The sequence below is a fragment of the Agrobacterium sp. ST15.16.055 genome (genome assembly GCF_027956555.1).
GTDB lineage: Bacteria > Pseudomonadota > Alphaproteobacteria > Rhizobiales > Rhizobiaceae > Agrobacterium > Agrobacterium salinitolerans.
Window position 1 is genome coordinate 1 of sequence record NZ_JAQKGN010000020.1, and the last position, 25045, is coordinate 25045.

Annotated in this window: 23 protein-coding genes; 6 read left to right on the top strand and 17 right to left on the bottom strand. The window is 57.1% G+C overall.

The features are described from left to right. Window positions 1–153 precede the first annotated feature (153 nt). The 4 genes from dnaA to mutM form a co-directional block, all read right to left on the bottom strand. Window positions 154–1617 carry a chromosomal replication initiator protein DnaA gene (dnaA, locus tag PL599_RS21000; RefSeq protein ID WP_244614278.1) on the bottom strand — a complete coding sequence of 488 codons (1464 nt, stop codon included), beginning with the start codon at window positions 1615–1617 and terminating at the stop codon, window positions 154–156. A gap of 868 nt (window positions 1618–2485) precedes the next feature. After that, the gene (rpsT, locus tag PL599_RS21005; RefSeq protein ID WP_006310170.1) at window positions 2486–2752 is read right to left on the bottom strand and encodes a 30S ribosomal protein S20; all 267 of its coding nucleotides are present in this window, start codon (window positions 2750–2752) and stop codon (window positions 2486–2488) included. Between the two features lie 195 nt (window positions 2753–2947). Then, entirely contained in the window at window positions 2948–3721 is a 774-nt protein-coding gene (locus PL599_RS21010) for an enoyl-CoA hydratase (protein WP_077983728.1), read from the bottom strand. 34 nt (window positions 3722–3755) lie between these two features. Then, on the bottom strand, window positions 3756–4652 hold the full coding sequence (mutM, locus tag PL599_RS21015) for a bifunctional DNA-formamidopyrimidine glycosylase/DNA-(apurinic or apyrimidinic site) lyase (protein WP_077983729.1): 897 nt from the start codon (window positions 4650–4652) through the stop codon (window positions 3756–3758). Window positions 4653–4795: 143 nt separating this feature from the next. Between mutM and ubiE the strand changes: the two genes are divergently transcribed. The 3 genes from ubiE (at window position 4796) to PL599_RS21030 (ending at window position 8264) form a co-directional block, all read left to right on the top strand. Further along, window positions 4796–5572: a bifunctional demethylmenaquinone methyltransferase/2-methoxy-6-polyprenyl-1,4-benzoquinol methylase UbiE gene (gene ubiE / locus PL599_RS21020; protein ID WP_137409677.1), complete on the top strand. Its 777-nt coding sequence runs from the start codon at window positions 4796–4798 to the stop codon at window positions 5570–5572. Window positions 5573–5608: 36 nt separating this feature from the next. Next, entirely contained in the window at window positions 5609–7183 is a 1575-nt protein-coding gene (ubiB, locus tag PL599_RS21025) for a 2-polyprenylphenol 6-hydroxylase (protein ID WP_077983731.1), read from the top strand. A gap of 166 nt (window positions 7184–7349) precedes the next feature. Continuing rightward, window positions 7350–8264, top strand: coding sequence for a sterol desaturase family protein (locus PL599_RS21030; RefSeq protein WP_269825211.1), 915 nt, complete (start codon window positions 7350–7352; stop codon window positions 8262–8264). Window positions 8265–8471: 207 nt separating this feature from the next. Here PL599_RS21030 and PL599_RS21035 read toward each other — a convergent pair whose 3' ends face one another. From PL599_RS21035 to PL599_RS21060, 6 genes are all read right to left on the bottom strand, one after another. Beyond that, on the bottom strand, window positions 8472–9128 hold the full coding sequence (locus PL599_RS21035) for a C39 family peptidase (RefSeq protein ID WP_271359862.1): 657 nt from the start codon (window positions 9126–9128) through the stop codon (window positions 8472–8474). Between the two features lie 907 nt (window positions 9129–10035). Beyond that, on the bottom strand, window positions 10036–10206 hold the full coding sequence (locus tag PL599_RS21040) for a hypothetical protein (RefSeq protein ID WP_271359863.1): 171 nt from the start codon (window positions 10204–10206) through the stop codon (window positions 10036–10038). 2 nt (window positions 10207–10208) lie between these two features. Beyond that, window positions 10209–11174, bottom strand: a complete 966-nt coding sequence (locus tag PL599_RS21045; protein WP_332909367.1) for a transporter — start codon at window positions 11172–11174, stop codon at window positions 10209–10211. 155 nt (window positions 11175–11329) lie between these two features. Further along, window positions 11330–11683: an MmcQ/YjbR family DNA-binding protein gene (locus PL599_RS21050; RefSeq protein WP_269825215.1), complete on the bottom strand. Its 354-nt coding sequence runs from the start codon at window positions 11681–11683 to the stop codon at window positions 11330–11332. Continuing rightward, a complete protein-coding gene (coaBC, locus tag PL599_RS21055; protein WP_142913707.1) occupies window positions 11680–12885 on the bottom strand; it encodes a bifunctional phosphopantothenoylcysteine decarboxylase/phosphopantothenate--cysteine ligase CoaBC in 1206 nt (401 codons plus the stop codon). Before coaBC ends, PL599_RS21050 begins: the two co-directional genes overlap by 4 nt. Window positions 12886–12955: 70 nt before the next feature. Next, a complete protein-coding gene (locus PL599_RS21060; protein WP_077983734.1) occupies window positions 12956–14539 on the bottom strand; it encodes a peptide chain release factor 3 in 1584 nt (527 codons plus the stop codon). A gap of 90 nt (window positions 14540–14629) precedes the next feature. Between PL599_RS21060 and dut the strand changes: the two genes are divergently transcribed. From dut to cysK, 3 genes are all read left to right on the top strand, one after another. Beyond that, window positions 14630–15100 (top strand): dUTP diphosphatase, encoded by a 471-nt coding sequence (gene dut / locus PL599_RS21065; RefSeq protein ID WP_137409673.1) that lies wholly within the window; start codon window positions 14630–14632, stop codon window positions 15098–15100. A gap of 87 nt (window positions 15101–15187) precedes the next feature. After that, window positions 15188–15805, top strand: coding sequence for a LysE family translocator (locus tag PL599_RS21070; protein WP_269825216.1), 618 nt, complete (start codon window positions 15188–15190; stop codon window positions 15803–15805). Between the two features lie 141 nt (window positions 15806–15946). Further along, window positions 15947–16915, top strand: coding sequence for a cysteine synthase A (gene cysK, locus PL599_RS21075; protein WP_077983736.1), 969 nt, complete (start codon window positions 15947–15949; stop codon window positions 16913–16915). Between the two features lie 203 nt (window positions 16916–17118). Here the strand turns inward: cysK and PL599_RS21080 are convergent, their stop codons facing one another. The 7 genes from PL599_RS21080 to PL599_RS21110 all read right to left on the bottom strand — a co-directional run bounded on the left by PL599_RS21080 (window position 17119) and on the right by PL599_RS21110 (window position 24985). Next, window positions 17119–18663 carry a YifB family Mg chelatase-like AAA ATPase gene (locus PL599_RS21080; RefSeq protein WP_142913709.1) on the bottom strand — a complete coding sequence of 515 codons (1545 nt, stop codon included), beginning with the start codon at window positions 18661–18663 and terminating at the stop codon, window positions 17119–17121. A 183-nt stretch (window positions 18664–18846) separates the two neighbouring features. Next, on the bottom strand, window positions 18847–19806 hold the full coding sequence (gshB, locus tag PL599_RS21085) for a glutathione synthase (protein ID WP_137409651.1): 960 nt from the start codon (window positions 19804–19806) through the stop codon (window positions 18847–18849). A gap of 242 nt (window positions 19807–20048) precedes the next feature. Next, window positions 20049–20561, bottom strand: coding sequence for a cupin domain-containing protein (locus PL599_RS21090; RefSeq protein WP_077983738.1), 513 nt, complete (start codon window positions 20559–20561; stop codon window positions 20049–20051). 109 nt (window positions 20562–20670) lie between these two features. After that, window positions 20671–21771, bottom strand: coding sequence for a sn-glycerol-3-phosphate import ATP-binding protein UgpC (locus PL599_RS21095; RefSeq protein ID WP_137409650.1), 1101 nt, complete (start codon window positions 21769–21771; stop codon window positions 20671–20673). 10 nt (window positions 21772–21781) lie between these two features. Further along, on the bottom strand, window positions 21782–22624 hold the full coding sequence (gene ugpE / locus PL599_RS21100) for a sn-glycerol-3-phosphate ABC transporter permease UgpE (protein ID WP_003520108.1): 843 nt from the start codon (window positions 22622–22624) through the stop codon (window positions 21782–21784). Between the two features lie 11 nt (window positions 22625–22635). Next, window positions 22636–23604 (bottom strand): ABC transporter permease subunit, encoded by a 969-nt coding sequence (locus PL599_RS21105; protein WP_170985433.1) that lies wholly within the window; start codon window positions 23602–23604, stop codon window positions 22636–22638. Between the two features lie 82 nt (window positions 23605–23686). After that, complete coding sequence (locus tag PL599_RS21110; RefSeq protein ID WP_077983740.1) at window positions 23687–24985, bottom strand: extracellular solute-binding protein; 1299 nt, start codon at window positions 24983–24985, stop codon at window positions 23687–23689. Window positions 24986–25045: the final 60 nt, after the last annotated feature.

A 25045-nucleotide genomic window follows, 5' to 3' on the forward strand; every position in this document is an offset into this window, starting at 1 on the left:
ATCTTTCGGGACCAGACTATCGAGCGTCACCATCTCGAGAGCGGTCTGTTCAGGAGCAGGTTTCTTCAACATGTCCCAATGAATCATAAACCCCCAGCTCACGCCAGGGGTTTGTCAGCAGTCTGAAGAAGCGGCCCGAAGGCCGCTTCTTTTTTATGCGTTGTTTTCGTTGATCAGGCGTTTCAGAAGCTCAACCTCGTGGCCGAGCTTGGTGTCGCCGGAAATCAGATCTTCGATCTTGCGCACCGCGTGAAGAACCGTGGTGTGGTCGCGACCGCCGAAACGGCGACCGATCTCGGGAAACGAGCGCGGCGTCAACATCTTTGCCAGATACATGGCGATCTGGCGCGGTTTGACGATGACGCGGGTGCGACGGTTGGAGACCAGCTCCTGCCGCGACACATTATAGTGCCTGGCGACGATGCGCTGAATATCCTCGATACGGACACGCTTGGCCTCACCGCTGCCAACGAGGTGCGACAGCAACTCATCGACACGGTCCACCGAGAGGTTCGGCTCGAAAGAGCGCCGGAACATCAGCTGGTTGAAGGCGCCTTCAAGCTCGCGACCGCTCGCCGTCACGCTCTTGGCCACATGGGTCAGGATTTCGTCCGAAATCTCGAAAGACGGATCGTCCTGACGCGCCGAGCCCATGCGACGGTTGAGCATTTCGTAGCGCATGTCGTAATCGGGACCTTCGATCTCGATCGCCATACCGCCCTGAAGACGGGAACGGACGCGCGGATCGAGCGATTCCAGCTCCCAGGGCGCACGGTCAGCCGCAACCACGACCTGCTTGGCGCTGTCGAGCAGCATGTTCAGCAGGTGGCAGAATTCGTGCTGGATCATCTTGCCCTGCAGGAACTGCATGTCGTCGATGACGAGAAGGTCGATATTGCGTAGCGTGTCCTTCAGCGTCAGCGCATCATTGTCGCGGATCGCAGTCGCAAAACGCCACATGAAATATTCGGCCGTCAGATAGACCACGCGCGGATTGCGCGGGCTGTCGATGGCGGCATTGGCGATGGCCTGCAGAAGATGTGTCTTGCCAAGGCCAACACCCGCATGAATGAACAGCGGATTGAAGCGCACGGCGCCGGCGCCGGCTTCGGCAATCGTCTTCGCCGCCGCAAGCGCGACACGGTTGGAAGAGCCTTCGACAAAGGTGTCGAAGGTGAAACGTGTGTCGAGCGGCGAGCCGAACAACGGCCCGGAACCGCCCTGACGCAGGGTCGCCTGCGAAGCCGCAGGCTGCGCCGCAGGCGACGTCGCGGGCTGCGACGGAATGAAGGACTTGTTACGTTGAGCCGCGCCGACCTCCGGAACGGGCTGCGCCCTTTCCTCGGTCTGAGCCGGACGGACCGGGCGGCTGGCCGAGCGGACCAGAATCTCCACCTTCAGCACATCCGGATCCTCGCTCTGGACGAGGTTCGTAATCAGATCCATGTAACGGTTATTGATCCAGGATTTCAGAAAAGTCGTCGGAACGGTAAAACGAACGACGCTTTTCGAAACGGAATGGAGTTTGAGCCGTGCAAACCAACTCGCATAGACTTCCGGACCAACCTGTGCCTTGAGCCGCGCGCTAAAACGTTCAAACAGCGCATCGTGCGTCATTGCCGATTTGTCCCCTGCCGCATCTGAGCAAGCTGCATCACGCGTCTTTGGTGCGCGGTCCCCATCAGCCACAGCACCCATCGCCAAATTCAATTGCATATTGCCGCCTTTCAAATTGCCAATCATAGCCTGACGATCAAAGATCGATCGCCAGAGATCCCCCTCGTTATTTTTGCCCCCAGCGTTCCCCTCGAAAGAACGTCAAAGACGACTACTTGTTTGCGAGCCGGTTATCCCATTTCCCTCCCCCTCATGGAGAGGCCTGCGACACGCTAAAACGCTCCTTTCGCTACAACCTTAAGGCGCATTCTTGAGGACAAAAAACTCCTGCCCGTTCCGGAGACCGAAACGGCGCAAAAAGCTCCATGACCTGAAAAAACGGACCCCGAGAGACCCGCCAGCAAGAAGGTGAATATCGTCGATACGATCATCGAGATAATCTGTGGACTGAGATCCGCACCCCTTGTTGAAATGCATTTAGGCAGGATCATGGGGAGAGATCAATGGCGTTTTTTCTGCAAAAACTCAGATCGGCCATTGACTCGCAAAGGCCGTTTTGCATCACCGACGGGGTGCTAAGCAGAATCGCTTATGAATCAATGAGATTCAATTTTGGCATTTTTTGAGAGCCGATTTTGGCAAAAAAATAAAAATCTTCTTGACTCAAAACTAGCTGCGACTTCCGTAGAGAAAGCCTCCTAGCTTTCTGAAGACCTCCAGCAAGCTATTGTTTTTATTATAAATTTCCTGTCGTCCATCTGACATGCGTTTGTCACGTTACGGCAGCAATGGTTAACGGACAGTTAGAATCACAAAAAGCCCGGTCAAAAGACCAGGCTTTTTGAATAATTATTTGTGATTAGCCGGATTAGGCGGAAAGAGCCTTAACGCGCTGTGCGAGACGCGACACCTTGCGGGATGCCGTGTTGCCATGCAGAACGCCGCGGGTCGCTGCGCGCTGGATCTCAGGCTGGGCTGCCTTCAGAGCTTCGGTGGCGACTGCCAGATCACCGGTAGCGATTGCTTCCTCGACCTTGCGGATGAAGCCGCGAACGCGCGAACGGCGAGCCTTGTTGACTGCGGTACGGCGAGCGATCTTGCGGGTCGCCTTTTTCGCCGAAGTTGTATTGGCCATGTATGCCTCTCTTCGAATTCAAACCAAATTCCGCAACCATAGGATCGGGTCGTTCGAAGACCTCACGTAACCCAAGAATGCGGGAGTAATTTCGGACAAGCCGGATGGCTTTCCTTAACCGTGGGCGGGCATATACCGCTAAAGCTTACGCCCGTCAACGCGCAAAACGCTTAAAAGCGCCGATATTCCGAATCCTTAGCGATTCCGGAAAGCGGGTTTGCGCTTTTCGACGAAGGCGGCCATGCCCTCCTTCTGATCCGCCGTGGCAAACAGCGACTGGAAGGATCGTCTTTCATATCGCAGTCCTTCCGAAAGCGGGACTTCAAAGGAGCGGTTGACGCTTTCCTTGGCCATGAGAACGGAAGCACGCGACAGGGAAGCGATGCGGGTTGCCGCCTCCACCGCCTCATCCATGAGATTTGCAGCCGGTACGACACGCGACACGAGGCCGGCCCGCTCGGCTTCCGCCGCGTCCATCATACGGCCGGTCAGAACCAGATCCATGGCCTTCGCCTTGCCCACTGCCCGTGTCAGCCGCTGCGAGCCCCCCATGCCGGGAATGACACCGAGGGTGATTTCCGGCTGGCCGAACTTCGCCGTCTCCGAAGCGATGATGAAATCGCACATCATCGCCAGTTCGCAGCCGCCGCCGAGCGCAAAGCCGGATACGGCGGCGATGACCGGCTTGCGGGTGGCCGCAACCTCGTCCCAGCCGCCGAGAAAATCGCCGACATAGGCGTCGACGAAATCCAGCCCCTGCATTTCCTTGATGTCAGCGCCCGCCGCAAATGCCTTTTCCGAGCCCGTGATAATAATCGCACCGATGGAATCATCGGCGGAGAAGGAAGAAAGAATGTGCCGCAGCTCTTTCAGAAGCACCGAATTGAGGGCGTTGAGCGCCTTGGGTCGGTTGAGGGTGATGATGCCCACCTCATCGCGTTTCTCGACCAGTATCGTTTCATAGTCCACGGCAATCTCCTCTTCTCCGTAATTTGCGGCACCGCTATTTCTGGCAGGCGGCGCAATAGAAGGTAGAACGACCGGCCTGTACCACCCTTTCAACCGTACCCCCGCAGCCGGGTGTCCGGCAAGGCTGGCCTTCCTGGTCGTAGACCGAAAAGGAATGCTGGAAATAACCGAGCGTTCCGTCCGTCTGTATATGGTCTCGCAATGAGGAGCCGCCCGCGGCGATCGCATCCGCGATCACGTCGCGGATTTTCTCCGTCAGATCGATGAGCTGCGCTTTGGGTTTGCCACCTTTCGTCACCAGCGTTCCCGCTGCCCGCAAGGGTGAAAGATGCGCGCGCCACAGCGCCTCGCAGACATAGATATTGCCGAGACCGGCAATGACCTTCTGGTCCAGCAACGTGCTTTTAAGAGGCTGGCTTTTGCCCGCAAACCGGCTTGCCAGATAATCGGCGCTCAGCGCATTGCCGGTCGGCTCCGGGCCAAGTTCTGCAAAAGCGGGGTAAAGATCGAGCCTGTTGCGCTCCACCAGATGCATGAAACCGAAGCGGCGCGGATCATTATAGATGACGCAGACGCGCTCTTCCCCTTTATCCAGATGAAAGACGACATGGTCATGCTTGCCGTTCTTGGAACGGGCATAATGAAACGTGCCGGGCGCTTCACCGCCCTCACCCATTTCCGCCTCAATGCGGAACGAGCCGGACATGCCGAGATGGGACACGATCGTCAGCCCGCCCTCCAGCTCGATGAGGAGATATTTCGCCCTGCGCCCAAGCGAGATGATCGTCTTTCCCTCAATAAGCTCTGCGAAATCCTCTGGAAACGGAAACCGCAGATCGGGGCGCCCGAGATGAAGCTTGCGGACCTTTGCACCTTCCATGGCAGGCGCAAGGCCGCGTCTGACCGTTTCGACTTCCGGCAATTCTGGCATCTGGCTTATCCGACAGTTTATCGTTAGGACCATGTGGTCTATAGAGTGCACGCGAAATGTCGCGCCCAGGCGATGCGGCAACAGATAGCGTTGCCATGGCGTTTCCGCTATGGTCCGCCACGCAATAAATATGGAGACAGACGATGACCGACGCCCGTACCACTGCCCAAGGCGGCATGGAAACGTCCTATGGCTTCCACAAGGTGGACGAAGGCAAGAAGCAGGGGCTGGTCAACGAGGTCTTCCATAAGGTGGCCAAGCGCTACGACATCATGAACGATGTGATGTCGGCCGGCCTGCACCGGCTGTGGAAGGACGCCATGGTCTCCTCGCTTTCACCGCGCAAGGATCCTTCCTACAAGATCCTGGACGTAGCGGGCGGCACTGGCGATATCGCCTTCCGCATCATCGAAGCCTCCAACCGCCTGGCGCACGCCACGGTTCTCGATATTAACGGCTCGATGCTGGCCGTCGGCGAGGAGCGCGCAGCAAAAAAGAAACTTTCCGGTAATCTGACCTTCGTTGAGGCCAATGCCGAGGAACTGCCCTTCGAGGCGAATACATTCGACGCGTATACGATCGCATTCGGCATTCGCAACGTGCCGCGCATCGATGTCGCGCTGAAGGAGGCCCATCGCGTGCTGAAACGTGGCGGACGGCTGCTTGTGCTGGAGTTTTCCGAAGTCGAAATGCCGCTGCTTGACCGCGTTTATGACGCCTGGTCATTCAATGCCATCCCGCAATTCGGCAAGATGATCACCGGTGATGCCGAGCCCTATCAATATCTGGTCGAGTCGATCCGCAAATTCCCCAATCAGGAGGACTTTGCCACGATGATCCGCACCGCCGGCTTTTCCCGCGTCACCTATACCAACTATACCGGCGGCATCGCCGCCCTGCATTCCGGCTGGAAGCTCTAAGACCATGGCCGGCAGACGCAGGAGACAAGCATAAGCATGAGTACTTTGGGCGCATATTTCCGCCTCGCAAGGGTTGGCTGGGTTCTCGTGCGCGAAGGTGTCGTGCTGGCCCTGCCTTCCGATGACCTGCCTGCTCCCGCCCAATTGTTAAAAGCGCTGCTGAAGCCTTTCGCCCGCAGCAAGGCGAAAAGGGCGCAACGCAGCGACCGTCTGGCGGTGGCTGTCGAGCGGCTTGGCCCATCCTATGTGAAGATGGGTCAATTTCTCGCCACCCGGCCGGATGTGGTGGGCGCCGACTTCGCCGACGATCTCGCGAGCCTTCAGGACCGCATGGCCTTCTTCCCGGCGGCTGCGGCGAAGGCGAATATCGAGGGCTCGCTCGGACGGTCGGTTTCGGAGCTTTACAGAGAATTCGGTGACCCGATCGCCGCCGCCTCCATTGCCCAGGTGCACCCTGCCATCGTGGATACGCCAAAGGGACCGCGCAAGGTGGCCGTCAAGGTCATTCGTCCGGGTGTTCGCCAGCGTTTCCAGAACGATCTCGAGGCGATGTATCTGATCGCCGATCTGCAGCAGCGTTTCGTCCGCTCCGCCCGCCGCCTACGCCCCGTCGAGGTGACACGCACGCTGGAGCAGACCACCAAGATCGAGATGGATCTGCGGCTCGAGGCCGCCGCTCTTTCCGAACTTGCGGAGAACACCAAGGACGATCCCGGGTTCCGGGTTCCCGAGGTCGATTGGGAGCGCACCGGGCGTGATGTCGTCACCATGGAGTGGATCGACGGCGTCAAGATGTCGAACATCGAAGGGTTGAAGGCCGCCGGCCATGACCTGAACAAACTCGCCGACACACTGATCCAGTCCTTCCTGCGGCACACGCTGCGCGATGGTTTTTTCCACGCCGACATGCATCCCGGCAATCTCTTCGTCGACGCTGAGGGCGAGATCGTCGCTGTCGACATGGGCATCGCCGGACGTCTTGGCAAAAAGGAACGCCGCTTCCTTGCCGAGATCCTCTACGGCTTCATTACCCGCGACTATATGCGGGTGGCTGAAGTGCATTTCGAGGCCGGTTACGTGCCGGGCCATCACGACAAAGCCAGTTTCGCGCAGGCGATCCGCGCCATTGGTGAACCGATCCACGGCCAGCCGGCCGAGACGATCTCCATGGGCAAGTTGCTGACGTTGCTGTTCGAAGTGACCGAACTTTTCGACATGGAAACGCGGCCGGAACTCGTGATGCTGCAAAAGACCATGGTGGTGGTGGAAGGCGTATCGCGCATGCTCAATCCGCGATTCAACATGTGGAAGGCGGCAGACCCGGTCGTCGGCGGCTGGATCAGGGACAATCTCGGCCCGAAGCGCATCGTCACCGATCTGAAGGACGGCATGAAGGCCGCCCTCAAGCTTGCCGAGGCAGCGCCGGAGATCGCGGCCAAGACGGAAAAGCTGCATTCCGAACTGATGTATATGAGCGAAAACGGCCTGCGTTTCGACACGCAGACGGCGGAAGCCATTGGCAAGGCGGAAGCGCGCCACACCAAATGGGGACGGGCGGCACTCTGGGTCATAGCGCTGACGCTTGTTTACATCGCAATCAGGATAAGCTGAACATTTCGGCACCGGTGAGTGCCATGTTTGTGTAATGCATTCGAGCGATAAAGGCCTGATCTCCAATCGAGACAGGTGATCGATGCGGGAGTAAGGGCTGCTTTGACGCCGGCGCGAAATTGCGCCGGCGGTATAGACGAATGATGCCGGACGGGATTTGATTTTGATGGCAAAAGCGCAGGTACTGAAAGAGGCTCTTTCCTATTCTTCCTGGCCGCTTGTGTTTGTCGGCGGCCTCGTGGGGTCCCATTTCGCTTTCGCGGGCAGCCATCCGATCGCTGCGTTTCTGGCTGTTTATGCCGGCGCGGTTTTGAGCCTGTTTCTTCTGGAACGTTGTATTCCCTACGAAATCCAATGGCTTGAGGGTGACGGCGAGACAATGACCAGCATCGGTCACACGCTTTTGACCAAGGGGCTTGTCCAGCTCGCTGCCGCCGCAGCGGCAATCTTCCCGATGCTGGCTGCCAATGTGCTGCAGCCGCTTGCGGCCATGCGTTTCGACCTGTGGCCATCGCATCTGCCAATGGTGGTTCAGGTCGCGCTTGCGGTGACGGTTGCCGAATTCGGCCTCTACTGGGCCCATCGCATCGCGCATGAAACCCTGTTCTTCTGGCGCTTCCATGCGCTGCATCACAGCGTCGTGCGGCTGTGGGTCGTCAATACCGGCCGCTTCCATGTGGCCGATTCCCTGTTCAAGATCGCGCTCAGCCAGATACCGCTTTATTTCATGGGTGCGCCGCTTCAGGTCTTCTGGTGGCTGGGTGCCGTGACCGCATTCATAGGTATCTTGACCCATTGCAACGTCGATATGAAAACAGGGCTGCTCGACTACGTCTTCAGCACCCCGCGCCTGCACCGCTGGCACCATTCCAAACAGCTTCCGGAAGGCAATACCAATTACGGCGAGAACCTCGTCATCTTCGATATTATCTTCGGCTCCTACCATAACCCCGACCGGCCATCATCCACCGATATCGGCATCAAGGGTGAGATCGCCAAGGGGTTTGTGCCGCAGTTGCTGCAGCCCTTCACCAAAGAAGGCGTCCGCCAGATCATCGGACGAAAGGCTGATAAAGGGTGATCTCGCACGGAAGCCGCCCAGAAGAGTTTATCAGCGTTTTATAAATTACACTTCTATGAAACGTGAAAGAATAAAAACTCAGCACTATCATCAAAATATAGATAGTCGCGGAGACGATAGTATACGATATCTCTTTTTGTCCATTTGGCGATTGGAGTCTTGACCGGTAGAGTTTGATGTCATTTTCGGGCTTGTCGACCTCGCGTTTCAGCGGGCGAGAGGTAGGGTTTGCAGCGGAAGAGTCCATCCTTTGGGTTCGGCAAAAAAGGTTTCCTCGGTTTTTGTGACCGCGATGTCTTGCGGCACCAGAAGGAGGATGCGCCCTCGCGCCGTTCCGTCCGTATCCTGGGCTTCCCACATGCGGCGGAACTGGTGAGCCGTAAGCTGACGATTGCCCCATGATGAGTCGGCTAAATGTACCACACCATCCTGACGTACACCTCGTATGACTGTAAAGTGATCGTCGCCGCGATACTGTATATAGGCGATAACAGGCACTTTAAGTCTTTTTAAATCCTCAAAAGTCAGCATCAATCCGCCCGCCTTCACCCGGTAGGCTGGCGCGACGTCAGCCAACTCCTGAAAAGATGAGCGGTCCGTTGCGCCCATGCGGTTCAAAATATCTTTCTCAGTGACCGACAGGCCATAGAATTCGTTGAGGATAGTGGCAAGGCTGGCGGCACCACAGGAATAGTCCAGCTCTTGCTTGACGATACGGAAATCACGCAGCGCCTTCCATGAGTTTACCGAAGGTTTGCCCCGCAGGTGTATCCCGGGAAATATGTCCGCCAAAAGAACCGTTGGAGCACTTACAGCCAACACAAAAACGATATTTTCAAGTAAAAATCTGCCAATTTTCAGCATCAGTCAATCTATTTTCCATTTACATAATAAAATGTAAATATATAAAAATCGAATATAAGCGCAATATTACACAAAATATTACAATTATAATCGATTAAAAATATTATTTTCTATCGTAATCGAAAAATTTCTCAATGCAATCTATAGAAATGCATTTACAGCCGGAGAAAATATGACTTCGATCAATAATCCGGATTTGTCTTTAATAAATAAAACATGATTAATAATTATAACATGAGCTATATAATACAAAATTACTTTAATAAAATCCAGATTTGTTTATATTTATATACAAAATTACAAATAAAATTAGCATATCGACCGGGTATACAGTTCTTAAAAATCGAAGAACGCCAACGTTCCATTTTGCTAAAACTCTTGACCCAACATAGGTTGTCGTCAACAAACAGGTAAATATAAAAAGGATAATATTTTTATGATTTGTAAAAAAATATATATTACCGGCCATTAAAGCAAAGTAAAAAACCGACAACACGATTATGTTGCTAGCGCCTTTACTCACTGGCTCCTCCATTGTTGCCTACAACAAGAATAGAGGGCGAGTTAATTTCAACAACAACTCGCCCGCAAATTTAATGTTTACCACCAGCCCCGACGAGAACCTTGTCCAGCGCCAATGCCAAGCCCAATAGATGCGTTCCTATAAAAATAGGCACGACCGATTGACAAAGGTCCACCGATCGCACCTAGAGCGGCGCCGGCACCCGCATTAAATCCGAAGCCTTCTGCTGTGCATGTCCTAGTTTGAATGCAAGACGCTCCGTAGAACAATCCACCTGATATACCGCCTACTATCGCACCTGGGATAAGATAAGCACCCTTGGTATCGCTCATCTCCGTCTGCGTCATCGTGCGATATGAAGCAACATTCAAAGGCTTGGCGACTTCAGACCCCCCCAGCCTTTGCTGATTTTGTAACTTTAATAGAAGACCCCGATTTTCCGCCAAAGGCGAAAGCCATGTCCGATGCATCAAGGGAGGCACCATGCGACGGCACAACCAACATGGCGGCAAGAACAACTGATGCTAACGCTTCTACGGCAATTTTTCTGCACATTTTCATTCTCCTTTCACTTGCTGTTGTTTCTGCCCGAACTTCCGGGTCAGAGTTAGGCCTACGGTGAAACCGCTTTCGCCGAGGACTTCGGTACGGGCATCGGCGCGCAGCGTGGTGTTCTTATCCCACGCATAAGCGAGCCCGAATTGCAGATCGGCATTGGTGTTTCGTGTTCCTCGTTTCACACCGTCCAGCGTATCCGCTCCGGTGAAATTCAATCCGAACCCACCTGTCAGGGTCATTTCATTGTTCACGGCAAAAGCAATGCTGGGATTGATGAACAGGGTGTCACCGGGGTTTATCTCCTGCGAATCGACTTTTCGCGTAAGATTGGGACGGTAGCCAGCAGTCATCGAAATAACCACCGGATCAATGACCCGGTATGTGGTGAAACCTACGGCGCCCGACTTGGCTGAATGTAATTTTGTTCCGCTTGATGCCGTATTTTCGAACAGCGCGATATCAGCAAATCCGATGAGAGCCGGATATTTGTCATCGTCCAGAAAACGATAATTGATGCCTACGACATGACTTTGGAAGGCGTTGCTAGACCGGTTCTCCATCGCGTCGTTGATGCTGTCGGCAAAACGAGAGTTGTCGAACCGGTAGGTAGCGCGGGTGTAGATTTCCGATTTCTCCGTCAACCCGTAACGCAAGCCAACTGTGGTCAGCAAGGTTTCGGACTGGCGGTTTGTTGGCCCTAAGCCGACCGGCACCGTGACAAACTCGCCGATGCCGGTTTGGATTGTCCGGTAAAGGCCCGCCGCTCCGTCACGGCGTGACGCACTGAACGTGCTACCTGCTTCGAACCTGAACTTGCCCTTTTCAGAAAGAAGCTCCTCCAGTTTCAGGCCAAGGCCATCCTGTTCAGCTATCTTTTCCTGCGCCTGCGCATAAGAGCCGAGGCCTGAAATAACGACAATAACGGACGTATATAGACATATACAAATCTGCTTTATACTTAATATCTACAGAAAAAACTAAAATATAAAATTCTTTCCCGGTATAAATACTACAAGGATGATTTAAGAATCAAGTTTATAATGTGAAATTTGCAATCAAAGATAGATTTTTCGATGCTCGTCGCAAATCGGGAGGCCAAGATAGACGATATGGCGAAATCTCACGAAATACCGAGTTCTGCCCGCAGCTTCCTCGTTAAACCAGCTGCGACGAGTTGATAGGAGCGGCTCACATAATGCTCCAGTTCCTCGCTCTCAAGCGGCGAATGCTCGGCAATCGATACCCATTTGCGTTTGGCGAAATAGGATGCTTGAGTAATGCCCTCGAGCGAGGTCAGTATTTCGAAGCTCTCTTCCGAGCATTTGACGACCAGCCGCCAGTCCTCCCGCTCGCCAAGCACGGCAAAGACCTTGTCGCCCACCTTGGCGACATGCGAATCCCACTGATCAACAAAACGCACGCCCGGCCATTTGCCGAGCACCTTGTCGAATGTCTTGCGATCGAACAGGCTCATGCGAGTTTCTCCGCGATCAGGGCCGCCAGACGTTTTGCAACCTCGGCCTTGTCGAGATCCGGCCAGGCATCGATACCATCTGCGGAAATGATCTTCACGCTGTTGCGGTCTCCGCCCATGATGCCGGTTTCCGCCGAAACATCATTCGCGACGATATAATCCGCGCCCTTGCGCTCCAGCTTCGCCCGGCCGTTCCTCTCGACATCCTGCGTTTCGGCAGCGAAGCCCACCACAATCTTCGGGCGCTTTTCATGATGGCCGACGGTTTTGAGAATATCGGGATTTTCCGTCAGTTGCAGCGCCGGCGGCGCATCGCCCGGTTGCTTCTTGATCTTCTGTTCCGACGAGCCCATCACCCGCCAGTCGGCGACGGCGGCGACCATGACGGCGATATCCGCCGGCAGTCTCGATATTACCGCATCGCGCATCTCCTCGGCACGCTCGACATGGATCGTCGTGACCTCGGCAGGATCGGCGATGGTGACCGGGCCGGAAACAAGCGTGACCTCTGCCCCCAACTCAGCCAGAGCCGCCGCAATGGCATGGCCCTGCTTGCCCGAGGAGCGGTTGGCGATGTAGCGCACCGGGTCAATCGGTTCATGCGTGGGGCCGGAGGTCACGATGGCCGTTCTGCCCTTCAGGGGCTTTGGCCCCTCATCCAGCAGTGCGGCAACGGCTTCGACGATCTGCAACGGCTCGGCCATGCGGCCAAAACCCGCCTCGCCCTTCTCCGCCATCTCGCCGGCCATCGGACCGATAAAAAACACACCGTCTTTTTTCAGCGTTTCGACATTACGCAGCGTGGGCTTTGCCGCCCACATCTTCGGGTTCATCGCCGGTGCCGCCAGCACCTTTCGATCCGTCGCGAGAAGGACTGTGGAGGCAAGATCGTCTGCCAGACCATTCGCCATCTTCGCCATCAGATCGGCGGTGGCGGGTGCGACCAGCACGAGATCGCAGTCGCGCGCCAGCCTGATATGGCCGACATCCTGTTCATCCTGCCGGGAAAAAAGCTCGGTGAAGACATGCGTGGCGGACAGCGCGCCGACAGCAAGCGGGGTGACGAATTCCTGCGCGCCCTTCGTCATGACCGGCGTCACCTTCGCGCCGCGCTCTTTCAGGCGACGGATGAGATCGAGGCTCTTATAGGCCGCGATGCCGCCGGAGATAATAAGGAGAATATGCTTGCCTGAAAGCGTCATGATGCCGGACCAGTTTCCCATTTCACCGGGAAACTAAGCCCTTGGCATACAAAGTGCAATCACGCCTTTATCAAGCCGCCTTGGCGACGTGATATTCCTTGATCGCGACCATCTTGATCGCCGGAAACCGCTCGGACTCATACCGCAGCGAGAAGGCGTCCTGCGCCAGAAACACCGGATCGCCATCCAGATCGCGGGCGATATCGCCGCGCTTGACGTTGAGGAACTTTTCCATTTCCGCCGGCTGATCGGAAGAAATCCAGCGGCAGACCGAAAAGCGCGACATTTCGAAGGAGACCGGCAGGCCGTATTCGCCCATCAGGCGCTCCTTCAACACGTCGAGCTGCAGCGCGCCGACGACACCGACGATGGCCGGCGAGCCGTCTTCCGGCGAAAAGAGTTGCACGACACCCTCTTCCGCCATCTGTTGCAAGGCTTCCTTCAGCTTCTTCGCCTTCATGGCGTCTTCAAGCCGCACGCGACGCAAGATTTCCGGCGAAAAGTTCGGCACACCCTGGAAAACCAAGTTTTCACCCTCGGTCAGCGTATCGCCGATGCGGAGCGTGCCGTGGTTCGGTATGCCCACCACGTCACCCGCAAAGGCCGTATCGGCAAGCTGGCGCTGCGAGGCGAAGAAGAACTGCGGCGCAGTGAGGCCCATCTGTTTGCCGGTGCGAGCAAGCCGCGCCTTCATGCCGCGCTCCAGCTTACCGGAGCAGATGCGGGCAAAGGCGATGCGATCTCGATGGTTCGGGTCCATATTGGCCTGAATTTTAAAGACAAAGGCCGTCATTTTTTCTTCAGCCGCATGGACGGTGCGGGTATCCGCCACCTGATCGCGCGGCGGCGGTGCGAAATCGCCAAGCGCATTGATGAGGTCACGGACACCGAAATTGCGCAGCGCCGAACCGAAGAATACCGGCGTCATATGACCTTCGAGAAACGCCTGACGATCGAAAGGACGGCAGGCTTCCATCGCCAGCTCCGTTTCTTCGATGAAGGCGTTGCGCTCATTTTCCGGCAGGCGATCGGCAACCGCCTGCGGACCGTTGACCGGCATGGCTTCCACCTGGGTATCGACGCCACGGAATGTGTTGTCGGCGAGATTATAGGCGCCGCAGAAGGTCTTTGCCCGGCCGACCGGCCAGGTGATGGGCGCGGTGTCGAGCGCGAGCTTCTCTTCCACCTCATCCAGAATCTCGAAGGGGTCGCGGCTTTCGCGGTCCATCTTGTTGATGAAGGTGATGATCGGAATATCGCGCATGCGGCAGACTTCGAAGAGCTTCAGCGTGCGCGGCTCGATACCCTTGGCGGCATCGATGACCATGATCGCCGCATCCACCGCCGTCAGCGTACGGTAGGTGTCGTCGGCGAAGTCCTCGTGGCCGGGCGTATCGAGAATGTTGAAGACACGGTCGTTATATTCGAAGGTCATGACCGAGGTGACGACCGAAATGCCGCGCTCGCGCTCGATCTTCATCCAGTCCGAACGGGTCTGGATGCGATCCTTCTTCGCCTTGACCTCACCGGCAAGCTGGATCGCTCCGCCGAACAGCAGCAGTTTTTCGGTAAGCGTGGTCTTACCCGCATCCGGGTGCGCGATAATAGCAAAGGTGCGGCGGCGGGAGACCGCCTCGGCAAGTGTTTCGGCCATCTGACAAATCCTGTGGAATTGCGGGCTATCTAGCGTTTCAAGGCCACATTTGCAATTGACCTTGCCGCGATCTCGGCAAACTAATGCGGCATGACCCTTCAAAACGACAATCGCCCCCCTCTCCGGCTTGTCCGCCTCGCCAATGGCGCTGACCTCGAATTGCCGTCCTATGAAACCCGTGGCGCCGCCGGCATGGACCTGCGCGCTGCCGTACCTTCCGGTGAACCGCTGACCCTGCAACCGGGCGAGCGGACGCTCGTTCCGACCGGTTTCATTTTCGAGGTTCCGCAAGGTTATGAGGCACAAATTCGTCCGCGTTCCGGCCTCGCCATCAAGAACGGCGTTACCTGCCTCAACTCTCCCGGCACGGTGGATAGCGATTATCGCGGTGAGGTGAAAGTCATCCTCGCCAATCTGGGCCAGGAGGTTTTTATCATCGAGCGCGGTATGCGCATTGCGCAGATGGTGATCGCACCGGTAACCCAAGTTGTTGTGAGCGAGGTGACGGAGACCTCCCAGACGGCGCGGGGCGCCGGCGGTTTCGGCTCCACCGGCGTTTAGCGACACCGCTGGGACAGACGCGTGGAGTGATTGTCTTTACCCGGCAGTTTCGCTATTGATCTGGCGGATTTTCCGGGAAACACGATCATGACGCTGACGACCCTTTTCGCCTATGCCACCGCCCTCTTCATTGCCGCCGCCATTCCCGGCCCCGGCATGACGGCGATCGTGGCGCGGGCGCTGGGTTCGGGTTTTCGCGAAACCTTCTTCATGGGTCTGGGGCTGGTGCTGGGCGACATGATTTACCTGACCGCTGTGATCCTGGGCTTGGCCTTCGTCGCGCAGACCTTTCAGGAAGCCTTCATGGTGCTGAAATTCGCGGGCGCAGCCTATCTCCTTTATATTGCCTGGAAGCTTTGGACCGCCGGTCTGCTGCCGCAGGAGCTGAAGGCCAAGAAAAGCACCAGCATGCCCATGTCCTTCCTGTCCGGACTACTGATCACGCTCGGGAACCCGAAAACCATGCTGTTTTATGTGGCGCTGGTGCCGACGCTGATCGACATCCGCATGATAGGAGCTTCGGAATATGCGACACTTCTCGCCATCACCTTCGTCGTGCTGATGGCGGTTCTCCTGCCTTACATCCTGCTTGCGGCCAAGGCGCGCAACCTCCTGAAAAGGCCGAGCGCCTTGACGATCCTCAACCGCACGGCGGCGGGTATTCTGGCCGGAACAGCGACCATGATCGCGATCCGCAGCACATAAAACAAATTCTTGCGTTTATGCGATTTATCGTGAAATTATTCCTGCAATTTGGAGATATTCGGACGAACGTTCGCTAGCTTGCGAAAGCTATTGCTCCTATTCTGCCGCTCAAATCTTGCGGTCTTTACACAGGAGAGCATCATGCCCGAAGCCAGAAAGCCCGGACGCGGACGCGTCTATTCCTCGATTACGGAAACAATCGGCGACACACCGATCGTGCGGCTCGACAAGCTGGCGAAGGAGAAGGGCGTGAAGGCCAACCTTCTCGCCAAACTCGAATTTTTCAATCCCATCGCCTCCGTGAAGGACCGCATCGGCGTCGCCATGATCGAAACGCTGGAAGCGCAAGGCAAGATCATCCCCGGCAAGACAACGCTGGTGGAGCCGACCTCCGGCAACACGGGCATCGCGCTTGCCTTCGCCGCCGCAGCAAAGGGCTACAAGCTGATCCTGACCATGCCTGAAACCATGTCGGTTGAGCGTCGGAAAATGCTGGCTCTGCTCGGCGCCGAACTGGTGTTGACCGAAGGCCCCAAGGGCATGAAGGGCGCCATCGCCAAGGCGCAGGAATTGGCCGCGACCCTGCCTGACGCCATCATTCCGCAGCAGTTCGAAAACCCCGCCAATCCTGATATTCACCGCAAGACGACAGCTGAAGAAATCTGGAACGACACGGAAGGCACGGTCGATATTCTCGTCTCGGGTATTGGCACCGGCGGCACCATCACCGGCACGGGTCAGGTGCTGAAATCCCGCAAGCCCGAGGTGAAGGTGATTGCGGTCGAACCTGCCGACAGCCCGGTTCTTTCCGGCGGCAACCCCGGTCCGCACAAGATCCAGGGCATCGGCGCCGGTTTTGCACCTGCCATCCTCGATACCGGCATTTATGACGAGATCGTCACCGTGACCAATGACGAGGCTTTCGAAACAGCACGTCTGGCGGCAAGGCTGGAAGGCGTTCCGGTCGGCATCTCCTCGGGTGCGGCGCTGGCGGCGGCAATCAAGGTCGGCGCGCGGGAAGAAAATGCCGGCAAGAACATCGTCGTCATCATTCCTTCCTTTGCGGAACGCTACCTTTCGACGGCGCTTTTCGAAGGCCTTGGGCTTTAAGCCACGCTTTCAAGCGCAGTACGATTGCGCGCCCAATTTGCGAATTGTCTTACGTGCCGCCGGCTCCGCTGGCGGCACAATGTTTTTTCAGGCAGGGCGCAAAGGGCCGCCTTCTAGGGCAATTCCAGTTTAAGCGGAATCGTTGGACGGCCCCTACCTCCTTGTTTCTAAACATTTTCCGGACGAAAAACCGCTTCATATCTCTACTGGATGCTCTGGGCCGCCGCCGTCAGCCTTTCGCCAGCGATACGATAGGACACAGCTTCCGCCACGTGGATGCGGCCGACCGTTTGTTTGCCATCCAGATCGGCCAGGGTGCGGGCAACCTTGAGAATGCGATGATAACCGCGCGCGGAGAACTTCAACCGCTCAGCCGCATCGCGCAGCAATTGCAGCCCGGACGCATCCGGCTCGGCATATTTTTCTATCAAGGTCGTCGTGCAGCGGGCATTCGTGCGAATGGCGGCAAATCCCGCCGCCGCGTAGCGTTCCTGCTGCGCAAGGCGAGCCCGGGCGACACGGCCGGCCACTACCGCACTCGGCTCGGACGCGACGGGGCGGATGAGATCGGCGGCGGAGACGGCGGGAACGTCGATACGGATATCGATACGATCCAGCAGCGGACCGGAAATGCGGGCCTGATAATCCGTCACACAACGCGGGCCTCGGGCACAGGTGAAACCCGGCTCTCCCGCCATGCCGCAGCGGCAGGGGTTCATCGCCGCAACGAGCTGGATTTCCGCGGGATAGCTGACGCGATGATTGGCCCGCGCGATGATGCATTCGCCAGTCTCCAGCGGCTGGCGCAGCGCATCCAGCACCTGGGGTGAGAATTCCGGAAACTCATCCAGAAAAAGAACGCCGTGATGGGCAAGCGAGGCCTCCCCCGGTTTGGCCCGCAGCCCTCCGCCGATCAGCGCGGCCATGGTGGCGGAATGGTGTGGCGTACGAAACGGTCTGCGGTCCGACAGCTTGCCGCCCGATAATTGGCCGGCGATGGAGTGAACCATGGACACTTCCAGCAATTCCGCAGCCTCCAGCGGTGGCAGAATTGAGGGCAGCCGAGCGGCGAGCATGGATTTGCCAGAACCGGGCGGGCCAACCATCAGCAGATTGTGGCCACCCGCAGCCGCCACTTCCAGCGCGCGCCGGGCCGTCTCCTGCCCCTTGATATCGGCCAGATCCGGCAGATTGACCGGATTGGCACGGATGGCAGGTGCGGGGCGCGACAGAAGCTGGGTGCCGCGAAAATGATTGGCAAGCGCAATGAGGCTACGCGGGGCTAGAATATCGATGCCGGCGCCGGCCCAGGCCGCTTCCGGCCCGCTTTCAGCCGGGCAGATCAACCCCTTGCCGAGCGCATTGGCGCCGATGGCTGCCGGCAGCGCGCCCGAAACCATGCCGATCGTACCATCGAGATTGAGTTCGCCGAGAACCACATACTGGCTGAGCGCTTCCGCCGGTATGGCACCCAGAGCAGCCATGAGACCGAGAGCGATTGGAAGATCGAAATGCGACCCTTCCTTGGGCAGATCGGCAGGCGCCAGATTGACGGTGACTTTTTTTGCCGGCAAGGCCAGACCCGAGGCATGCAGGGCGGCCTGCACTCGCTCGCGGCTTTCGGCGACCGCCTTGTCCGGCAGGCCGACAATCTGGATACCGATCTTTCCGGGTGCAACCATCACCTGCACCTCGACTGGCACGCCCTCTATGCCCTGAAACGCAACCGTATTGACCCTTGCCACCATGGCCTGCCCCCGCAAACCGGCTGCGTCATCTGAACTTCATGTTCCAAGGCAGCCGCCCGCAAGCAACGTGCCACAGAGAAAAGAATAAAACAAGAACACCTAGAGAACAATTTCTCGCATGCGATGTATTTTAGTTGTATCGAGTTGTACGCATGGAACAAACCGGGAGCGATTGAGATCGCTTCAGAACTCCTGAGCGTCGCGCTTTTTCTCGATCGCGTCCCACAGCAGGCTCGCCACATCGGCGCCGCCGAATTTGCGCACTTCGCGAATACCGGTTGGTGAGGTGACGTTGATTTCGGTGAGATAATCGCCGATGACATCGATGCCAACGAAGAGGAAACCGCGCTCCCGCAGGGCAGGGCCGATGCGGCGGCAGATTTCCTTTTCACGCGCCGTCAGCTCCGTCGGTTCAGGTCGGCCGCCGGCATGCATGTTGGAGCGGGCGTCGTTTTCCGCCGGCACGCGGTTGATTGCGCCAACCGGCTCGCCGTCTACCAGGAGGATGCGCTTGTCGCCCTTGCGGACGTCAGGCAGATATTGCTGGGCGATGTAAGGCTCGCGGAACATCTGGCCGAACATCTCCAGCAGAGAGGAGAAGTTGCGGTCGTCGCGCGCGGAATGGAAGACGCCTGCACCACCATTTCCGTAAAGCGGCTTGAGGATGATATCGCCCATTTCATTGCGGAAGCGGGCGATTTCCTCCACGTCCTTGGTGATCAGCGTCTTGGGCATCAGATCGGCGAATTCGGTGACGAAAATCTTTTCCGGCGAGTTGCGCACCCAGGCGGGATCGTTGACCACCAGCGTTTTCGGATGAATGCGCTCCAGCAGATGGGTCGAGGTGATGTAAGCCATGTCGAATGGCGGATCCTGACGCAGATGGATGACATCCATCATCGACAGATCGACACGCTCCGGTTCGGACAGAGAGAAATGGTCGCCTTTGATATCGCGCAGTTCCATCTGCTCAACAGTGGCGTAAATCTTGCCATCACGCATGGAAAGGCGCTCCGGCGTATAATGGAACAACCGATATCCGCGCGCCTGGGCCTCAAGGCTCATGGCGAAGGTGGAGTCACCGGCGATATTGATTCCGGAGACATGATCCATCTGGATCGCGACGTTCTTGATCTTCGCCATGCGAATGTTCCTCTTGCAGCATGCGGACGCTTTGCGGCCCGCGGTGCCCATTGCCTCACCTTTTCAAGCTTCCCTGCAGGACCAGGAGAAACCCGGAAATGCTTCAGAAAACCCTGAAGATGTAGGGCAGCGACCCTTCAAAGGCAACGGCTGCAAGCGGTGGTTTGTGTGAGTTTTATTGAACCTTCACAATTCTGCCGGCGGAGCCTTGCGGGCCCCGCCAACCGCAATGTTTTATGGGTTCAGGCCGCCAGCTTATAGGAACGGCCGGCAAACAGCTTGTTCTTGACGCGATAGGCAAAAGCCAGCGCCTTGGGGAACGGACGGCGCATGAAGGCGACCTTGCGAACATAATCATCCACCCGCCAGGTGGCCCATGTTCCAGCCCGAAAATAGGCGACGTCGCCGACCCGCAGGATGCTAACCGAACCGTCTTCGGCCGTCACATGCACCTCGCCTTCCAGAATATAGACGGTTTCATCCCAACCGAAGAACCATCGGAATTCACCAGCCGTACAATCCCACATGGCGGTGCTTGAAGCACGGTCGCCGCTTCTGGAATGATCTGCCGCCCGCGCCTGAGGATTGCCGGAAATGATCCAGTCCGGATTGATGGGCGCCGGTTGAAGCCGCAGATCGGTGCAGGACGCGCTGACAACAGCCTCATCTTTTGACCGGCGCAAATAGGCCGGCAAAATCGGCACCGTGCGGATCGCCATGGTTGCCGCGGCAGCGAACATCATTTTGAAGGACATATGAGAAAACCCCCGTGAAATATTGGAGGTCTTCTATCATCGGGATCGTAACAAAGCGGTTTTGACAATCGGCGCAATTTTAGTCATCGCGCCGATTTCTGCGATGCGCTCAGGCCGTCGCCATTTGCGCGGGCTGCGCCGCCAACTGCTCCGCTTTGCCGGCGATACGCTTGCCGGTTTCGCTGGAGAAGAAATGCAGTTTTTCCGGCGCGATCGTGACCGAGAGCGCAGACGGAACCTCGACATCCGGCGGGAAGGCAACGGTCAGGTTCTGTTCGCCGATCATGCCGTGGATGAGACGCTGCGAGCCCAGTTCCTCGATATAATCGACCCGAAGCGGGAAGCCCTGCTCACCTGCCGCAGCGAGGCGGAGATCTTCCGCCCGCATGCCAACCGTCACCGACCCTGAGGCAGGTGCGAAACCGTTGAGCGCAAAGAGCGACGGACCGATGGCGAGGCTATCACCATGCAACTCTGCGTTCAGCAGGTTCATGGCGGGAGAGCCGATGAAACTCGCAACGAAGGTCGAGGCAGGGGTGTGATAGACATCGAGCGGTGCGCCGATCTGTTCGATACGACCGCCATTCAACACCACAAGACGATCGGCCAGCGTCATCGCTTCCAGCTGATCGTGAGTGACATAAATCGAGGTGGTGCCGAGACGTTTTTGCAGACGCTTGATTTCGCCCCGCATGGAAACGCGCAGCTTGGCGTCGAGATTGGACAGGGGCTCGTCGAACAGGAAGGCCGCCGGTTTGCGCACGATGGCGCGGCCCATGGCCACACGCTGCCGCTGGCCGCCGGACAGGGCGCGCGGCTTGCGGTCCAGATAGGGTTCAAGCTGCAGCATGCGCGCGGCTTCAGCCACACGCGCATCGATCTCCTCCTTCGGCGTCTTGCGGTTCTTCAAACCGTATTCCAGGTTCTGTCGCACCGACATATGCGGATAGAGCGCGTAGTTCTGAAACACCATGGCAATATCGCGGTCTGCCGGATCGGCCTGATTGACCACCCGGTCGCCGATCTTCACCGTGCCTTCGGAAATATCCTCAAGCCCAGCAACCATGCGCAGGAGCGTGGATTTGCCGCAGCCGGAGGGGCCGACCAGAACGATGAATTCACCGTCCCTGATGTCGATATCGACGTGATGCACGGCACGCACGCCGCCATGATAATCCTTGCAGACCTGACTGATGTCTATCGCGGCCATTTCGGTCTCCTTATTTATCGCTTTCGGTCAGGCCCTTTATGAACCAGCGCTGGAAAATGACGACGATCAGCACCGGCGGCAGCATGGCCAGCACGGCGAGCGCGAAAGCTTCGTTGTAATCGGGAATTTGCGAACCGACCCAGACCTGCAGGATCGACTTGATGCCGCGCATCAGGGTGAAGAAGCCCTCATCCGTCGTCATCAGCATGGGCCAGAGATACTGGTTCCAGCCATAAACGAACATGATGATGAAGATCGCCGCCATCATGGTGCGGGACAGCGGTATGAGAACGTCGATGAAGAATTTCACCGGACCCGCACCATCGATACGGGCAGCCTCCAGCAACTCCTCCGGCACGGATTTGAAGAACTGCCGGAAATAGAAGGTGCCCGTCGCCGAAGCGAGAAGCGGCACGATGAGGCCGGTATAGGAGTTCAAAAGGCCGAGTTTGCTCATCACCTCATAGGACGGCATGATGCGCACTTCGAGCGGCAGAAGCAGCGTGGTGAAGATGATCCAGAAGGCGAGCGTTGCGAACCGGAAGCGGAAATAGACGATCGCATAGGCCGCGGTCATCGACAGCACGATCTTGCCGACGGCAAAACCGATGCCGAGGATCAGCGAATTCAACACCATGTTGAGACCCGTGATCTGCCCGGTAAAGCCGCCCTTCTGGGTCAGGACCTTTTCATAAGTCTCGATGAAATTGTCGCCGGGAACCATCGTCAGACCACTGCGGTGAATTTCCGCAGCGGTATGCGTGGAGGTCATGAATGCCACGATGACCGGCAATATCAAGAACAGCGCGCCGATGATCAGCACGAGATGATCGAGGGGCTTTGTCTTGTACATGGTCTTTTCCCTCAATTGTAATGGATGCGCTTTTCGATGAAGCGGAACTGGATGATGGTGAGAACGAAGACGACCAGCATCAGAATGACGGACTGGGCGGAAGACCCACCGATGTCATTGCCGCGGAAACCGTCCAGAAACACCTTGTAGACCAGCGTGATCGGATTATTGGCTGCCTTGTCCTTCACCATCACGTCGATGACGCCGAATGTGTCGAAGAGCGCATAGGTGATGTTGATGATCAGCAGGAAGAAGGCCGTGGGCGCCAGAAGCGGCATGATCACCGTCCAGAACCGTCGAAAACCCGAGCGGCAGTCGATGGCGGCGGCTTCCCGCACCGAAACCGGGACACCCTGAAGCCCCGAAAGGAAGAAGATGAAATTGTAAGGAATCTGCTTCCAGACCGCAACGACGATCATGGCGAAGGCCGTATCGAAATAATTGAGGCCGACCTTCATGTCCCAGCCGAGAAACGCGGCCATTTTGACGAAGGGGCCGATATGCTGGTCGAAAAACATCATGCCGATGAGACCGGCGACAGGCGGCGCGATGGCATAGACGGAAATCAGCAGTGTCTTGTATGTCGAGCTGCCGCGAATGACCGCATCCGCCTTGACGGCGAGCAGCAAGCCAAGCGCCAGCGAAAAGAAGGTGACCAGCACGGTGAATACAACCGTGAATTTGGCGATGCTGAGATATTCGGGGCTGAAGATCGCATCGGAATAGTTGGCAAATCCGACGAAGGAGGCGCCAAAACCGAACGGGTCTTCAATATAAAAGGACGAATGTATGGCCTGAACCGACGGCCAGTAGAAGAAGATGAAAATCACCGCAAGCTGCGGCGCCAGAAACAGGTAGGGCACGTAGGACGAGGAGAACTGCACGCGCTTCATGCCGGCGTCGGCAGGTTTTGCTGGCTTTGCAGCCTTTGCGGACCAGCCGGACAAAAACCGACGCGGTTGAGACGATGAATAGGCCACGCTTGCGCTTCCTTATCCAAGAGCGAGCCCCCTTCCGTGGGAAAGGAGGCTCGGCAATGGTCATTGGTTTCGTAAAGATCGATCAGCCGGCCGTCTTGGCGAAACGGGCGAGCAGGTCGTTGCCTTCCTTCTCGATGATGTCGAAGGCGTCCTTCGGCGTGACTTCGCCGGAGAAGATGCGGTTATATTCGCGTTCCATGACAGCGCGGATCTGCGGGTAGAAGCCGAGGCGGTAACCCTTGGACCATTCACCACCCGGCAGCGACAGCTGCTGAATACCGACTTCGGCGACCGGCTTTTCCTTGTAGTAGCCTTCAGCCTTCGCCTTTTCGTAAGCAGCCTTGGTGATGGCGACGTAACCGGTTGCCTTGTGGTAGAAGACCTGGATTTCCGGCGAGGTCAGGAACTGGAAGAAGTCGGCCACGCACTTGTTTTCGGCTTCAGACTTGCCCGACATCGCAAAGAGCGCAGCGCCACCGATGAAGGAGTTGGTGCCGGCGCCCTTGATGGAACCCCAGTAGGGAAGGAAGGTTGCCGAGAACGGCATGGTCGCCGTCTTCTGCAGGCCGCCGAACGAACCCGAAGAACCGATCCAGAAGGCGACCTTGCCTTCTTCGAACGGCTTCTGGTTGTCGTTCCAGCCGGCGCCGTAATAGGCGAACAGGCCCTTGTCCTTCCAGTCCTTCAGCTTGTCGAACATCATGACGAGGTTCGGGTCGGTAACCTTGAGCTTGGTGTCGGTGACGCTGTCGTAGCCGTTATTGTTGGTGGCGAACTGGATGTTGTTGCGGGAGAAGAAGTTTTCCGTGAACTGCCAGGTCAGCTGCGACTGGACGAGCGGAATATAGCCGGCTTCCTTAAGCTTCGGCGCCACCTGCTCGAACTCTTCCCAGGTCTTCGGCGCTTCGACGCCGGCCTTCTTCAGGGCTTCGTCGTTGACATACATGATGGGAGCGGAGGAGTTGAACGGCATGCCGACGAACTTGCCGTCAGCGGCAGCATAGAAATAACGAACGCCGTTGATGAAGGCGTCGCGGTCGAACTTGTAGCCAGCCTTGTTGATGAGGTCTTCGGCAGGAATGACAGCGCCCTTGGCGTTGATGATGGTGGCGGCACCAGCGTCAAAAACCTGGAGGATATTCGGCTGCTCGCCGGAGCGGAAAGCGGCGATGCCGCTGGCCAAGGCTTCTTCGTAGGAGCCCTTGGAAACCGGAGTCAGCGCACATTCTTTCTGGGCTTCGTTGAACTTCTGGGCGACTTCGTTGATGACTTCGCCATTGCGGCCGCCCATGCCGTGCCACCAAGTGATGTTGGTCGCAGCCATGGAAGATGTTGCCGACATGCTGACGGCCACCGCGGCCATGGAAATCTTCTTCAACATTACTAAATCCTCTCCACCATTTATTGGGATGAGGATGCGAATAGAGGCGTTCCATGACGC